Source organism: Flavobacterium sp. (assembly GCF_046293665.1).
In the GTDB taxonomy this organism is placed as follows: Bacteria; Bacteroidota; Bacteroidia; order Flavobacteriales; family Flavobacteriaceae; genus Flavobacterium.
The window spans coordinates 40791-56466 of sequence record NZ_JBKBOL010000003.1 but is presented as its reverse complement, the minus strand read 5'-3'; the positions used below and the strand labels follow the sequence as shown (position 1 = coordinate 56466).

The 15676-nt window shown below is 39.3% G+C and carries 13 protein-coding genes and 1 tRNA gene; 10 read left to right on the top strand and 4 right to left on the bottom strand.

The genetic code is table 11. The features are described from left to right. From ACK4R1_RS06715 to ACK4R1_RS06700, 4 genes are all read left to right on the top strand, one after another. A tRNA-Leu gene (locus ACK4R1_RS06715) sits at positions 1 to 84 on the top strand. 252 nt (positions 85 to 336) lie between these two features. Then, a complete protein-coding gene (locus ACK4R1_RS06710; protein WP_409684921.1) occupies positions 337 to 1596 on the top strand; it encodes a site-specific integrase in 1260 nt (419 codons plus the stop codon). Positions 1597 to 1663: 67 nt separating this feature from the next. Continuing rightward, the gene (locus ACK4R1_RS06705) at positions 1664 to 2662 is read left to right on the top strand and encodes an SDR family NAD(P)-dependent oxidoreductase (protein WP_409684920.1); all 999 of its coding nucleotides are present in this window, start codon (positions 1664 to 1666) and stop codon (positions 2660 to 2662) included. 63 nt (positions 2663 to 2725) lie between these two features. Beyond that, complete coding sequence (locus tag ACK4R1_RS06700) at positions 2726 to 3541, top strand: helix-turn-helix domain-containing protein (protein ID WP_409684918.1); 816 nt, start codon at positions 2726 to 2728, stop codon at positions 3539 to 3541. Between the two features lie 4 nt (positions 3542 to 3545). On the opposite strand, the gene ACK4R1_RS06695 is transcribed toward ACK4R1_RS06700, so the two are convergent. After that, complete coding sequence (locus ACK4R1_RS06695; RefSeq protein ID WP_409684916.1) at positions 3546 to 3911, bottom strand: winged helix-turn-helix transcriptional regulator; 366 nt, start codon at positions 3909 to 3911, stop codon at positions 3546 to 3548. 135 nt (positions 3912 to 4046) lie between these two features. Between ACK4R1_RS06695 and ACK4R1_RS06690 the strand changes: the two genes are divergently transcribed. The 6 genes from ACK4R1_RS06690 (at position 4047) to ACK4R1_RS06665 (ending at position 8442) form a co-directional block, all read left to right on the top strand. Next, a complete protein-coding gene (locus ACK4R1_RS06690) occupies positions 4047 to 4829 on the top strand; it encodes an SDR family oxidoreductase (RefSeq protein ID WP_409684915.1) in 783 nt (260 codons plus the stop codon). Positions 4830 to 4850: 21 nt separating this feature from the next. Continuing rightward, complete coding sequence (locus ACK4R1_RS06685; RefSeq protein ID WP_409684913.1) at positions 4851 to 5174, top strand: nuclear transport factor 2 family protein; 324 nt, start codon at positions 4851 to 4853, stop codon at positions 5172 to 5174. Positions 5175 to 5227: 53 nt separating this feature from the next. Then, on the top strand, positions 5228 to 5779 hold the full coding sequence (locus tag ACK4R1_RS06680; RefSeq protein WP_409684912.1) for a DNA-3-methyladenine glycosylase I: 552 nt from the start codon (positions 5228 to 5230) through the stop codon (positions 5777 to 5779). Between the two features lie 174 nt (positions 5780 to 5953). Next, positions 5954 to 6514, top strand: a complete 561-nt coding sequence (locus ACK4R1_RS06675) for a helix-turn-helix domain-containing protein (protein ID WP_409684910.1) — start codon at positions 5954 to 5956, stop codon at positions 6512 to 6514. Between the two features lie 90 nt (positions 6515 to 6604). Beyond that, positions 6605 to 8089 (top strand): MauE/DoxX family redox-associated membrane protein, encoded by a 1485-nt coding sequence (locus ACK4R1_RS06670; RefSeq protein WP_409684908.1) that lies wholly within the window; start codon positions 6605 to 6607, stop codon positions 8087 to 8089. An 83-nt stretch (positions 8090 to 8172) separates the two neighbouring features. Next, the gene (locus ACK4R1_RS06665; RefSeq protein WP_409684906.1) at positions 8173 to 8442 is read left to right on the top strand and encodes a DUF6520 family protein; all 270 of its coding nucleotides are present in this window, start codon (positions 8173 to 8175) and stop codon (positions 8440 to 8442) included. Between the two features lie 59 nt (positions 8443 to 8501). Here the strand turns inward: ACK4R1_RS06665 and ACK4R1_RS06660 are convergent, their stop codons facing one another. From ACK4R1_RS06660 to ACK4R1_RS06650, 3 genes are read right to left on the bottom strand one after another with little or no spacing between them, the layout of a single operon-like run. Further along, on the bottom strand, positions 8502 to 11081 hold the full coding sequence (locus tag ACK4R1_RS06660) for a prolyl oligopeptidase family serine peptidase (protein WP_409684905.1): 2580 nt from the start codon (positions 11079 to 11081) through the stop codon (positions 8502 to 8504). Position 11082: 1 nt separating this feature from the next. Further along, positions 11083 to 12474: a RagB/SusD family nutrient uptake outer membrane protein gene (locus tag ACK4R1_RS06655; protein ID WP_409684903.1), complete on the bottom strand. Its 1392-nt coding sequence runs from the start codon at positions 12472 to 12474 to the stop codon at positions 11083 to 11085. 15 nt (positions 12475 to 12489) lie between these two features. Next, positions 12490 to 15552, bottom strand: coding sequence for a SusC/RagA family TonB-linked outer membrane protein (locus ACK4R1_RS06650; RefSeq protein WP_409684901.1), 3063 nt, complete (start codon positions 15550 to 15552; stop codon positions 12490 to 12492). Positions 15553 to 15676: the final 124 nt, after the last annotated feature.

Genomic DNA, 15676 nt, shown 5'->3' with positions numbered 1-15676 from the left:
GGCCACGTGGAGAAATTGGTAGACTTGCCATCTTGAGGGGGTGGTGTTCGAAAGGACGTGTGGGTTCGAATCCCATCGTGGTCACAGCAAAGTATTTAAACAACCTCAAAACCCCGCAAAACGTATGTTTTTCGGGGTTTTTTATTTCCCACCATATCAAAATCAATCATTTATTCACTATGCTTTAGGGGTACAATTCGGGGTACCTTCATTTTGATTTATTATGTACCCCTACTTGGCTGCCAAACCCAGTAAAATAAGCTAGTTTAAAAATTGAACATCTTGTTTTGCTTTGATACTTAATGTAAATTATTAATATCAAAAAGGTTACCACTTATGGATGCAAACATTGCCAACATCTTTTATCTCAAAAGAGCCAAACCCAACAGTAAAGGACTAGTTCCAATTTTTCAACGGATAACTGTCAACGGACAACGGATTGAACGGAGCACAGGAAAATACATTGAAGCTGAACTATGGTCTCCACAAACAGCAAAATTGAAAGGTAAGACAGAACAATCCCGTTCAATTAATATCCATCTTCACAAACTCCTAACTGAAGTATTAGATGCAGAGAAGGATTTAATCCTTCATCGCAGAGAAGTTAACTATGCCAATATGAAAATGGTATTGACCGGGAAGCAGGAAAAAGAGAGAACTATAGTCCCTATATTTCAAGAACATAACGATAGAATTCAAGCATTGGTTCCAACAGGCGAATTTGCACAGGGAACTGTTGAGAGATATAAAACCACATTAAATCATTTCAAAAGTTTTTTAGAATCAAAATTTAAAGTAGCTGACATTGCCATTGACAAAATAGATTATGCCTTCATAATGGAGTTTGATTTTTTCCTTAGAACTCAGCGTAGTTGCAAAAACAACACTTCCATTAAGTATATTAAAAATTTTCAAAAAATATTTAATATCTGTTTAAACAATGAATGGATAACCAAAGATATCTTCAAAAAATACAAACCAAAACCAACCATTGTTGACCGAGATTATTTAACTGAACCGGAACTTCTAAACGTTCAATCTAAAAAATTTGCAACACCACGTTTAATTTTAGTTCGAGACATTTTCATCTTCAGTTGCTATACCGGTCTTGCATATATAGATGTTCAAAACTTATCTCCGGCAAATATATCAATTGGCATAGACGGTTCAAAATGGATATTTACCACTCGTGAAAAAACAGATGGTCCTTCTAATATTCCGCTTTTACCAGTTGTTGAAGAATTAATTGAAAAGTATAAAAATCATCCAAACGCTGTCAATAAAAATAGAGTAATGCCAATATTGAGCAATCAAAGAATGAATGGCTATCTAAAAGAAATAGCTGACGTTTGCGGCATCAATAAAGAACTTACCTTCCACGTTGCCCGACATACATTTGCAACAACTGTAACACTCTCTAATGGAGTGCCTATGGAAAGCGTAAGCAAAATGCTTGGACATAGAAGTTTAAAATCTACTCAGATTTACGCAAGAGTTTTGGATGTTAAGGTTAGCAGGGATATGTTGAATTTAAAAGATAAATTAAACATGATTTCAACTCAACAATCAGATGACATTTTAAACAAAGTAATTTGACATTTTAAACAAAGTCACGCGATTGCCTTACCTCTAATTTTGTCCCATAACATTTAAACTTTATAAAATGAGACACAACAATTATCAGGGAGCATTACAACAACCATTAGGTTCAGGATTTAATGCAACATCAACAACTATTGATGTAATCAAGGGAATTGACCTTACAGGGAAAATCGCAATCGTAACAGGTGGTAATGCCGGAATCGGTCTGGAAACAACCAAAACATTGGTAGCAGCTGGAGCTACAGTTATTGTACCTGCCAGAGATATAGAAAAAGCAAAGAAAAATCTGGGAGGAATTGCCAATGTTGAATTGGAAACAATGGATATTATGAATCCCGATTCAATTGATGCCTTCGCCAAAAAATTCTTGGCATCAAAAAGACCTCTTCATTTGTTAATCAACAACGCAGGGATTATGTGGGTACCTTTACGCAGGGAAAGCCGTGGCTTCGAATCTCAATTGGCAACCAATTATCTCGGACAGTACCATCTTACCGCTCGGTTATTCCCGGCACTTAAAAAAGCAAATGGAGCAAGAGTCATTAATGTATCATCGTTGGGGCATCACATGGCACCATTCGATTTCGATGACCCAAATTTTCTCCACAGGGAATATGAAACATTGCAGGCTTACGGCCAATCCAAAACAGCAAGTAACCTTTTTTCACTGGAACTTGACAATCGTGCAAAACAATTCAACATACGGGCTTACTCATTGCACCCAGGCTCAATTGGCGGAACCGAATTAGGAAGAGAAGCATCATTAGAGCAATTCCAAAAATTGGGCTTCTTAGATACCGATGGCAATTTGCTTCCTGAAGTAGCAGCAAAATTGAAAACAATCCCACAAGGAGCAGCTACTACAGTTTGGTGTGCAACTAGCTTACTGCTTAACAATATTGGTGGCGTATATTGTGAAGATTGCGATATTGCCGAATTAGCAACTGAAGAGACAGTAGGTTCAAACGGCGTTGAACTATATTCTTTAGACGAAGCAAATGCTAAAAGATTATGGAATCTAAGCGAAGAAATGACTGGTATTAACTTTCAAATGATTTAATTACTTTTTGTTATATTTATCAAGGAAAGGAATTCTCCTTTCCTTGATATCATTTACATCCTGATGGAACATATTTCAAAATATTTAACTCCTGAAATCAAACTTTCCAGCTATGACGACAAGCTGTTTAAATCAGATTTAATGTTTGATGACCACATGCTGATTTGGTTTATTTCCGGTGAAACCAAGATTATACAGGCAGATGCTACTTTTCATTTTAAAACAGGAGACATTTTTTTAATTCCAAGAAATGTATTGGCCACAATTATAAATTACCCGCACAACGGTCAGCCACATAAAACAGTGGTTATGCATTTATCCGCTGAAAGGCTTAAGAAATTCTATGCTACTATTGATGTTTCAAAAAAACAGTTTCCCTATCAAAAGATAGTTAGTTTTAGTAACCATCCTTTATTAGAAAGCTGTTTATCATCTGTAATACCTTATTTCGAGATGGAAGGACCATTTCCGGAAAACATTGCATCTCTTAAAATTACTGAAGCTATTAGCATTCTTAGGGAAATTGATAAAAGCGTTGACAACATTTTGGCAAATTTTGACGAACCCGGTAAAATCGATTTGATTGATTTCATGCAGCGGAATTTCATGTTCAATATGCCAATGGAAAAATTAGGATATCTAACTGGTCGAAGTCTCTCAACATTTAACAGAGATTTCAAGAAGTTTTTTCATGTTACACCCCAAAAATGGCTGACCGAAAAGAGACTTGAATTAGCGTATTATCAACTAACAGAAAAAAAGAAAAAACCAACTGAAGTTTACCTTGAAGTAGGATTTGAAGATCTATCTCATTTTTCATTTGCTTTTAAGAAAAAATACGGCGTACCTCCCACTCATTTACTATTCAACACGCTGTAAAAAATCAAGATTTATTTTCCAAGGTCTTCGTAATAACCGACCGTAAACGTGCCTCATGCTCATCTCCCCATCCGCCAATCGCTGTAATTACCGGAATTAGCGTTTTTCCGAAGTCCGTCAGGCTATACTCTACTTTGGGAGGCACAACAGGGTAAATTACTTTTGAAACAAGTTCATGGTCTTCTAATTCCTTAAGCTGAATATTTAAAACCCTGCGTGAAGCATCCGGTATTTTACGTTGCAATTCGCTAGGTCTTTGAAATCCTTCATTAATAAACCAAAGCAAACGTATCTTCCATTTGCCGTATAGCACTTCACCTATAAGATCAAGGCCACAATTTAAGTTCGGTATTGTTTTTCTCTCATACATACTACAAAAGTAAACGTATCTACCAATTCCTGCAATAGGGGAAAAATTTATCCCTATCCGAATCGTAACTCCGTACTTGTGAGAAACTTACATACTTCTGAAATTTGTACCTAACAATTTTAAAACGAATATACGATGGATTATCAAAACGAATTATCAGGTAAAATCGCCTTAGTAACAGGAGGTACAAAAGGAGCAGGAAGAGCAATTGCAGAAAGGCTGCTATATGCTGGGGCAACGGTTATTATCACTGCAAGGAATGCACCGGAGAAGGAAAACAGCAAACTACATTTCATTCAGTCCGACTTGAGTAAAGCAGAAGGAACACAAAAAGTAATCAGCGAAGTACTGTCGGTTTACGGAAGGCTCGACATTTTGGTAAACAATCTTGGCTCTTCAACAACACCTGCAGGTGGCTTTACGGCATTGTCTGATGAAGATTGGGAATCAACCTTGCAGGCTAATTTGCTTGCTCCAGTAAGATTGGACAGAGGGTTTTTACCTCAAATGATAAACCGAAAAAACGGAGTCATAATTCACATAGCTTCTATCCAGGGTATATTACCATTGTACGACTCAACTTTGCCTTACGCAGCTGCAAAAGCAGGATTGAGAAACTATAGTAAGAGTTTATCAAATGAAGTTGCGCCTAAAGGTGTTCGCGTGCTAACTGTTTCTCCTGGATGGATCAATACAGGAGCATCGAAAGCTTGGTTGGCTGAGATTGCAAGAAACGCCAATAGCACGGTAGAAGAAGCACAGCAAGGTGTAATGGAAGCATTGGGTGGAATACCTTATGGCCGACCTGCTGAACCGGAAGAAGTAGCTGAATTGGTCGGTTTTCTTGTTTCTCCAAGAGCCAGTTATTTATCAGGAACCGAATATGTAATAGATGGCGGTACCGTACCAACAATTTAATAATCTTTAAAAATAATAACAATGAACTTACCAAAAGTACTAACAGACTTGATTAAAGCACAGAACGAATTTGATGCCGTGACTTATGCCAATTTGTTTTCAGAAACTGCCGTAGTGTTTGACGAAGGTAAAACGCATAAGGGAAGACTTGAAATAGAGCACTGGATTGATCACTCAAACAAGAACTACCAATCAGTGATGAAACCACTGGAATATACCGAAAACGGGACAACAAGTGTTTTGTCAGCAGAATGCTCGGGTACATTTCCAGGTAGCCCTATTATGCTGAAATTTCACTTTGATATTGTTGATGGACAAATTCAGCATTTAAAAGTAACTGATTAAAAATTATACAGAGTGACTATCTTTGGTCACTCCCTATTTTAAAAATTCAAATTATGAGTTATTGCACCGCTATAGAAACTATGCAGTCTGAAGAAAAGAAAGCATTACATAAAAATTACCACGACAACTATTACGGCTTTCCGCTTCACGATGACAATGAATTGTTCTGTCGTTTAGTAATGGAAATCAATCAGGCCGGACTAAGCTGGGAAACCATTCTAAAAAAGGAAGCTTCCTTTAGGAAAGCATACAATAACTTCGATATTAAAAAAGTGGCTGCATACACAGAAAAGGACCGCGAAAGGCTTTTAGCCGATGCCGGAATCATACGTAACCGGTTGAAGATAAATGCAGCCATTGAAAATGCAAAAACAATCTTGACGCTACAGGCAGAATTTGGATCCTTTGAGAAATGGCTCGAATATCATCATCCGAAAAGAAAAGAAGAATGGGTAAAGTTATTTAAAAATACATTTCGGTTTACCGGTGGAGAAATCGTAAACGAATTTTTAATGAGTATTGGCTATTTGCCAGAAGCTCATTCACAGAACTGTTCAATATATGACAAGACTTTAAAAGCAAAACCAATGTGGTTAAATAAATAAATCCCTATTTTAAATTTAATTTGAATTAACAAAGCACTGTCTTTTACGACAGTGCTTTGTTATTGGAAACAGTACTAAAATCATAGTACTCGTTCCCGAATGAGCACTACACATTTCTTGAATATACTTTCTATTGTACTTACTTTCGCTGAACTTCCCGACCATTTATTCCACATGGAAAGCCAGCAAAATCAACATAAAATCAAAACAATCTATCGTATGCTATTGGAAATTATCAATGGTAATTTGACATACCGTATTCCTTTAGTAGAAAATGATAAACAATTCAATGAGGTAGCAAAAATGCTTAATGAGGTTGCCGAAAAATTGCAATCAGCCAAATATACGAACCCATATTTAATTCCTAAAGAAATCAAAGCGCTTGGAACTGATCGCGCTGCTATATTAATACAACAAGTCCAAGATTATATCCTAAACCATTTGGGAAAGCCTCTACCTTCTACAGGAGAACTATCCGAAATGTTTGGCACCAATGAATTCACCCTCAAGCAAAACTTTCGGAATCTACTCAAAACAAGCATCTACCAATATTACAATGATGAGCGACTGAAGAAAGCCCACCTTCTAATCCAGCAAACAAATATTCCATTAAAGAATATTGCCTTACTAAGCGGTTTTAAGGAATATACAGTCTTTCTTAAGGCTTTCAGGAAAAAATACAGGTGTAAGCCAAGTGAAGTATCCAGAAGCAACACGCTGAAAAGTGAGGAATAACGGTACTTCCCGTTTTGATTGCTGAAATATTCCCGATTGATAATCTGTTAATCTGTTCATTTACAGAAATTTACCAAATAAATTTTTGAAATGAAAACAACTACCACTTTCAAAACCAATTTCATCTATGCAGTTGCACTACTGCACATCATCCTCTTTACTTATGCCGCAGTCAGTAAATTGACAGATTTCCAAAACTTCCAAGTACAGTTAGGACAATCACCCTTATTAACCATTTTTGCCAATATTCTCGCTTATTTTATTCCTGCATTAGAAATTGTTATCTCTATTATTCTGATGGTACCCAAATATCGGATAACCGCCATCTATGCCAGTTGTTTTCTAATGTTCTTATTTACAATATACATTGTCATGATCCTCAACTTCACCTCATACATCCCTTGCTCTTGTGGTGGAGTACTCGAAAAATTAGGCTGGACTGAACATCTTATTTTCAACAGCGCTTTCGTTTTATTAAGCCTAATTGCCATTCTATTACATGGCGGCCTAAAACACACCATCATTATTTCAATTATAGGCGGAAGTATCGGTATTGCCTCTATGTGGTTATTATTTCTATTGTCCGAAGATGTGATGCAAAAGGAAAATCCATTCATCCGACGAATCCCTCAGGGAACTGCTGCCAAAGTAGCCCAAGCCGATTTAAGAAATACCACCATGTACATCGCAGGCGCAACGCTCGAAAAAGTTTACATAACCGATCGCAAAGCGCCCTTGCAGGTTTTTGTATGGGACACACAATTAAAAAACCAACAACATCACACCATTCAACTCGATCAGGAGAACTTCAATTTTAAGGCAGTGCAGATGAAAGTGGTTTATCCTCATTTTTATCTCTACGATGGTACCGTACCGGTGTTGTATAGAGGAAAAGTTTCCGATTGGAAAGCAAAATTAATAAGTCACAACCAATACGGATTTAGCGATATTCTATTCATCAATGACTCCCAATTCATCATCAAAAGCCAATCTGCAAAAAACTATGAAAACATTCTGGCTACCATTGACCATGGAAATAGCTTATCCGTAAACATCAATACTTCGATACTTGAAAAACAAATCGACGGGATTTTTGATTCCGACGGAACCATACAATACAGTTACGAACTGAATAAATTCGTTTACACCTACTACTACAGAAATGAATTCATCGTAACCGATAACAATCTTAATCTGGAATACCGCGCCAACACTATCGACACCACCACCAAAGCAAAGCTGAAAATCGAAAAAATAAAATCAACCGGTGAGACTAAAATGGCAGCACCACCAATAATCGTTAATCAATTAACGGCCATTACGAATAACCTCTTACTGGTAAATTCAAATCTTCGAGGAAGATTTGAAAGCAAGAGCACTTGGAGTAACGCCACAGTTGTTGATGTCTACGATCTAACCAATCATTCTTATCTATTCAGTTTTTATGTATATGACGAGGAAGGATTTCGGATGAAAAACTGTTACGCTACAGCTGATGCTCTTTACATAATTTCAGGTCACTACCTGCTAAAATATGGATTTGGACCAAGGATAAAATCCAAACTAACTAAATAAAGATATACCATATGGTATCAGGAACGAAGATCGAACACCTGTAGAAAAAAGTAGATCAAAATATTAATCTAAATGTAATTACCATGAAAATTAGAATTTTCAAGTTGTTTATGTTGCCAATCGCAGCATTTACATTGGCTAGCGCAGCTGCCGTAAGCACAAACCAGCCGAAGGAAGGCAAAGCCGCCACTTCAATGATTGCTTACATTCACAATCCAAATGAATTCAATTGTCTCCCGGTTGAAGTGGAATGTGAAGAAGGAATTGGAACGCCTTGTACAGCTCCTGGTGGTTGGACAGCTTACGGGCTTAACGGTACCGTTTGTGACCAAACCCTAAAACGCGTGCAATAAAGCACCGTTAATTTTTAAAAAAATAATGCAGTTTCAAGTTGTTGAAACTGCATTATTCATTATTCAATAGCTGTACCTCTGGTTATCCAACCTACATCTGTTTTATCTTTAAGGTAGTAATCAAACCACTGCTTTATTCTCTGGTTTAAGTCTTTTTGGTTTTCCGCCTTCTCAATCGAATGGGGTTCATTGGGATAAGCCAACAATATAGTCGGAGAACCGAGTCGTCTCAAGGCTAGATATAAAGATAAACTTTGCTCCCACGGAATTACCGGGTCTTTTTTACCCGTCCATTGCAAAAATGGCACTTTAATAGCATCAGCCTTATCAATAGGATTATTGTTCTGATAAGCTTTCTTATCATTGAAGAATGAAGTTCCCAACCTAAATTGTTGGTTTTCAAACCGCCACATCTCACCTCTATTACCCTTGTTTCTATTAACCTCAAAGTAACGACGAATAACGTCACTAACACCAGCACCGCTAACGGCTGTGGCAAACAAATTCGTTTGGGTCATAATAAAGTCAGTCTCATAACCTCCAAATGAATGTCCTATCAAACCTATTCGTTTAGTATCAACAGCACCCATGGCATTTACAGCTTTTACAGCAGCAGTTACACAATCTGTTGCAGAAAGTCCGGGTGCTCCCAAAGTGTACTCAATATCCGGCAGCAACACAAAATAACCGGTCGAAGTGTAATTACTTACATTAAAACCTTCGCCATCCAATAGGGTTGGATTAAAATATTGGTGCACATTTCTCGATTCTTGGTCATAAATTTGCACTACCATAGGATATTTTTTTAAGGGATTAAAACCGGCAGGATAAAACAAAGCACCTTTCAACAAAGTCCCTTTACTGTCATAGTAAGAAATTAATTCCGACCTGCCCCACTCATACTCTTGTTGTTGCTTGTTCGATTCAAACAAGGTTGTTTTTGCCATCGACATTTCACGCACAAATTCCAGTTGTGGCGGCTGCGAAAAAGTTTGAGTTCTATAAACATAACTCCCATTTCGACTCCTCTTCAAACCATCAATGTACTTGTGATCAAAAACCAAACTCCTAATTCCGCTTTTAGCACTATAAGTCGCATAGCCCATTGACCAATCGATGGGATTAACCACATCCATAACTATCTCATGCTGCAAATCAAAAAGATGGCGTTTACCATACAAATAAGGAACTTGCTTAATGGTCTCATATTCAGTTTTACTAACGCGATATATTCTCTTTTTCGTTGCACCGTCAGTTAAGCGAACACCACCACTGCCACTTAATGAAACCTTCCAAATATCATAAGCATCATTCAGTAATACACTTTTACCATCCGCCGTCCATCCGGCACAACCATAAACCCTAAACTGATGCGGTACTTCAGCATAATTATCCCAAACTGTCGAAATATTTTGAGTCAGATTGACCGTTTCATCTGTTTCTGGTCTATACAACCACCAGTTGTTATCCTTATAGTACAACATAGCATTCGAGGTGGGCGAAAAGCACAATTGGTTGGTATCAACCGTTTGCTTTTTTAACCACAAGCGTTCTGCACCGGTACGCACGTTCTTCAAATAAAAATCTGTCCATTCCGGTTGCTTAGGAAGTCGCTCATGACGGTACAAATCGTAAAGAACCACATACTCCTGCTTTGAATTCAACCTAAAACTGTATAAATCTTCATCGCTCAATACTTTATAAGTTTGCGCTACCGGAAACCAAACCGCCAATCTAGGTATTGGAGTAGCATCCAAATATTGCTGTGCCGGATACAAACGGTCGTCATTTCCATTCCACACCTCAACCAAATTATCTTTGCCTTTTAAGGAATCCGCTAACGGCTTCGTAATACGAAAAAACACCCTGCTTCCGTCATGAGAAATAACTATAGGATTCAAACCACCATCGGCAATTGTGCCTTGGTCATACCCAGTTATACTAGTTACTGCAAAAGAATGAAGTTGTTTCAAGTCAAGTCGATAATAATAAAGCAAACCGGCTTTCACAAAAGCTATACTCTTGTCTGCTTGCCAAGTAAATCGGCTACTCGCAACCTCGCCTTCCAAAATAACAGTTTGACGCAAGCTGTTCAATGACAAACAAGCCACTACATATTGCTCACCCTTTTTATAACAAACAACCATGGCAGTACCGTTTTCACTTAACTGGTAGTCACTAACATCACTCAGCCGGGCAACAACCCTTCCTTTTGTATCTTGTAACTGCAATATTTTACTTTTATCTAAAGTAACAAGATATCGGTTAGCGGTGGTAAAGTCATAACGTGCTATGTCTGTTACAATCCGGGTTCGATAATCTTGTAAATTAAGTAATCGCAACTCAGTCCCTACCCGGTAAGCAAACAACTCTTCTGACACAAAACGACCGTCATAACCATTCGGGAAAGAAAATAACTTACGCTTATCTGTCCGCTGTAAAAACAAAGTGTCTTTTTGCGTAGTGTATGTCATCGCGTAACTCACCCAATTCCCTTTATCAGATAAGTCATTAACCGCTAACGTACCCCAACGGTCATAGTCGGCTTCGATCAACGTTTTTTTAGTAGAAACCTGCCCCAATGCGGGACAGGCTACTAAAAAACTCAAAAAAAACAATGAAAAAAATTTAATATTCATCTTAATAACCGGGATTTTGTGGATTCAAATTTGGGTTCGTATTCAGCTCTAAGGCTGGCAAAGGCCAAAGCCTGTCCGTAGTATTCCATCCGGGCTTTGATAACGACAATACACTATCTATAGTACCGCTGCGCTTCAAATCAAAAAACCGTTGACCAAACTCAGTAAATAACTCAAAACGACGTTGCTTTATTACCTCTGCTACTATATCTTCAGCAGTAACTGCCGCAGTAACCGGCAATCCGGCCGTAGTGCGAATAAGGTCTAAATCAGACTTGGCACTAGTCAATTCTCCTTGTCTGGCTCGCGCTTCCGCTCTAATCAGATATTGCTCTGCCAGTCGCAACACTACCGAATACTCCAGTGAAGTCGGTGTGGCAATTCTTTGTTTATACTTAAAAGAATGGTACCAGGTCGAACTACCATTGGTAACCGCTTTAGTCCACTTAACCTTGCGTTGGTCATTGGCTTCAAAAGCAGCTACAAAATCAGGGCGCAATCCTACCAAGCTTGGCGGTCCTGTCGGAAATATATAAGAACCGCCTTCAGTGGTATTCAAGCCTGCCGCATTAGGCATAAACTGCCAAATGGTAGTAGTGCTCGCTTTCAGAAATACTTTATCCAAATCAGTTTCCCACACATACAACGGACTATTAATCACCGCCGAAGCAGCATTAGAAGCTTCCGCATAAGCACCGGTATACAAATAAGCCCTCGCCAGTACCGCCATTACCGCAAACTTATTAGGACGAACACGTTCTGCCGTAAAATAAGCCTCCGGCAATAACAAACTCGCTGCTTCCAAATCCGCAATGATATGCTCATAAACTGTCGCACTAGGCATACGGCTAACTTGACTGTTTTGAATGCGGTCAGTAGTCTTAATATAAGGAACATCCCCATAAACATTCACCAAGTAAAAATGAAGCAACGCTCTAACAAACAAGGCTTCTCCTTTTAACTGATTCCTTCCCGTTTCAGGTAAAGCTACAGCATTGGTAACGCCTTCTATAATAGCATTGGCTTCATAAATCTGCCGATAGCTGTTATTCCACATCGAGGTCACGGTTGATTCCGCAGGAAATAAACTGTTATTATAAAAGTTACTAATCCCGGTTTGGTAAAACTCAAACTCATCAGCATACCAACCCATATAAACAGAACCACCACCACTACCGGCAAGCATCCCATTTGTTCGCATCTTGGCATAAAGTCCCACCATTGCCGCATTGGCAGTACTCATTTCCTCAAATACGGCACCGGCAGTCAATTGGGAGTTCGGCTGTGCTACCTCCACATAATTGTCACACGACAAGCATAGACTAAGCAACAGCACCACTAAAGAAACGCGCAAAGCGTTTCCTTTAAAAAAAGTATTAGTATATCGTTTCATACGTTAAAATTTAGATTAAAAAGTAAGTTGTATCCCGGCAGTGTACACACGCAACGGTGGTAAAAAACCAAGGTTTTTAAATTCAGGATCACCGCCTTTATATGGCGTAAACGTCAACACATTCTGCCCTTGTAAGGAGAATCGGCAACTCATACCTTTTTGCAGGGCTAAGTCATAACTCAACGCAATATTCTTCAAACGAACATAAGAACCATCCACTATCATAGCGTCACTATCCGCATAACGGTAAAAAGCATTCACAGCAGCACTGTTTGCGCCCGAAGTATTCATTTGATAAGGTACTACATCACCCGGCTGTTGCCAAGCGTTAACCATAGCACTGCTTTGATTCAAATTCCCACCGCCTTGCACAAACGGGGTGTAATTAGGCGAAAGCTGTTTCACAAACTGAAACAAAAAATCCAACTGCCATTTTTTATACTGCAACTGATTTTGCAATCCACCAAAATACTCTGGTGTCAAATCCATGGTCTTTTGTCGGTCGCCGGCCGAGGTAAACAACCCGTCACCATTCAAGTCCGCCACTTCATACAACCCCGTTTGCGGATTGACACCCGTAAACTCATACACTTTAATAATACTGGTAGATTGACCAATCACGTAACGATTGGCAAAAGTAGAACCGGCCAATCCCGGAAAAGAAACCAAAGTATTGCGTGCGGCAGCAATATTAAAATTAGTCGTCCATTTAAAAGCCGCACCGTTAAAATTTACCGTTCTCAGGGTAACTTCTACACCTTTGTTTTCAACGGTGGCATCCAAGTTGGCATTAATCGAGGTGAATCCGGTCGTCCCCGGTAGTGGTATACCCACCAACTGATTAGAAGAACGGTTGCGGTACCAACCCAAAGTCAAAAACAACCTATCTTTTAAAAATCCGGTTTCCAAGGCGGCTTCTAGCTTGGTACTGCTTTCCCATCCAAAATCAGGGTTATACAATCGCGTTGGCTCCAGCCCTACTATCCCTTGATAATTAAGTGCGGTAGTACTATAAGTATTTAAAAACTGATAATCCCCTATTTGGTCATTCCCGGTCGTACCATAACTCAGTCGCAATTTTCCAAAACTCACAACGGTATTATCCTTCAAGAATGATTCATTAGTAAACACCCAGGCAGCGCCAATAGCACCAAACGTGGCAAACTGGTTTCCGGGACCAAAACGGCTCGAGCCATCCCGGCGTCCGGTCAGGTTTACAATATATTTGTCTTTGTAATTGTAGTTAACCCTACCAAAGAAAGCTTGGTATTTATACTCCGTTATATCACTAGCCCAAATGTACTTTACACTCGCTGCAGCCATATTATTAATTAAGGCATTACTGGCAAAACCTACACCCTGCGTAAAGAGTCTGTTAGTAGTTTGCTGTTGGGCAGTACCACCAATTAATACATCCAGAGTACTGTTGCTAAAGGCTTGCTTCCAATGCAACTGTGGTTCAAAAAGTAACGATTGTCTTTCGGTAGCATTTTCATGAGCAGACGAGTTAGCACTGGTAATCCCTTGCGAAGGATTGGCAATAGTCGACGGCGTAATTTTCCGTTCATCATTAGTCAGTGCGGTATAGCCAAAATTCCCTTTAACTTCAAGATTCGGCGTAATAGCGTAGCTAAGCACAGCATTCGTTACCAAATCTTTGGTCTTTACCGTACTAAAGGATCCCAACGGCGCTAACGGATTTTGAAACGTATTATTCTCCCAGTTCAAGTTACCCTGAGCGTCATACAATGCCGGTGCATTAGGTGCTAAGTTCCGCGCTACCCTGCTCAAGTCAGTCCCGGGTTGCTTATTGTCCTGTATGGTATAACCACCGCTAAACGAAACTTTAAATTTTGAATCATCACTACTATGATTCATATTAAAATGCACCGCTGAACGTCTGTAGTTAAAGTCCACGGGGATAACGGTCGACTCAGTTCTACGGGTACCACTAAGCAGGTATTGTGTTTGCGCTGAGCCACCCGACACACTGGCTTGCAAATCATTAAACTCCGCTGTGCCACCCAGCAACTCCTTTTGCCAGTTAGTATAGCGTGTCTGATCCCATGCTCCGTTAACATCATAGGCATTGGCAGGATAAGTAGTAATCCCATCATTGGCAAACCCATCAAAGCGCATGGCCAGGTACTGCTCGGTATTCATCAGGTCAATAAACTTTGTAGCCTTGCCTACTCCGGTCGAAGAAGTAATGCTAAACTTAGTCTTACCGGCTTTCCCCTTTTTAGTAGTAATCAACACCACCCCATTAGCACCTCGTGAACCATAAATAGCCGTGGCATCAGCATCCTTCAACACTTCTATACTCTCTACATCACTTGGATTAATACTGTTAAGCGGACTTGTAGGCGAAGGCATACCGGTCGTAGTATTGTTGTACCCTATACTTTCACTCGAGTAAGGCACTCCATCTATAATATACAACGGCGAATTCCCATCAGCCCGAAGGCTGTTTTGTCCTCTTATCTTTACCTGAAATCCACCACCAGCAGTACCACCATCCTGTATGATATCAACTCCGGCCATTCTTCCCTGCATAGCCGCCAGCACATTACTAACCGGTTGCTTCTCAATGTCTTTTGAACTAATCTTGGCAATACTCCCCGTGCGTTCCTTGTCTTTTACAGTATAGTAACCGGCATTAATAGTTACCTCCTTTAAAGTTGTCGCATCTTCCTGCATAGTTATACGCAACGCATCCCCATTGACATTTGCCATTGTTATTGCCATTGCTATTGAAGTATAACCTATGTAACTAAAGATAAGCACATCACCCTCTTTCGCACTAATACTAAACTTTCCTTTATCATCAGTAAGAGTGGTATTACTTGTGCCTTTAAGCGTAACGGTAACACCCGGCAAAGGACCATTGTTATCAGATACGATTCCTGAAATTGTTTGTTGTGTAGTAATAGATAGAGTAGAAAAATCTTTTCCCTTATCCCTCTTCCCTTTTCCCTCATTCGAAAAAGCATAACTAGCAACACAGAAAAGATACGCCCATATAAAAAAGGCATACCAAATAACCTGATTGCCCTTGAATAATGAATTTTTATTCATAATATTGGTTTGGTTAAATGAAACATTAGTTTTGTTTGCTTTAGGCCCTCTCTTCGCCGCCAAGCAAGAATCAGAGGGCCTTTTTTTGTCACCCTGAGCTTGTCGAAGGGTGAAGTTTAGTTTT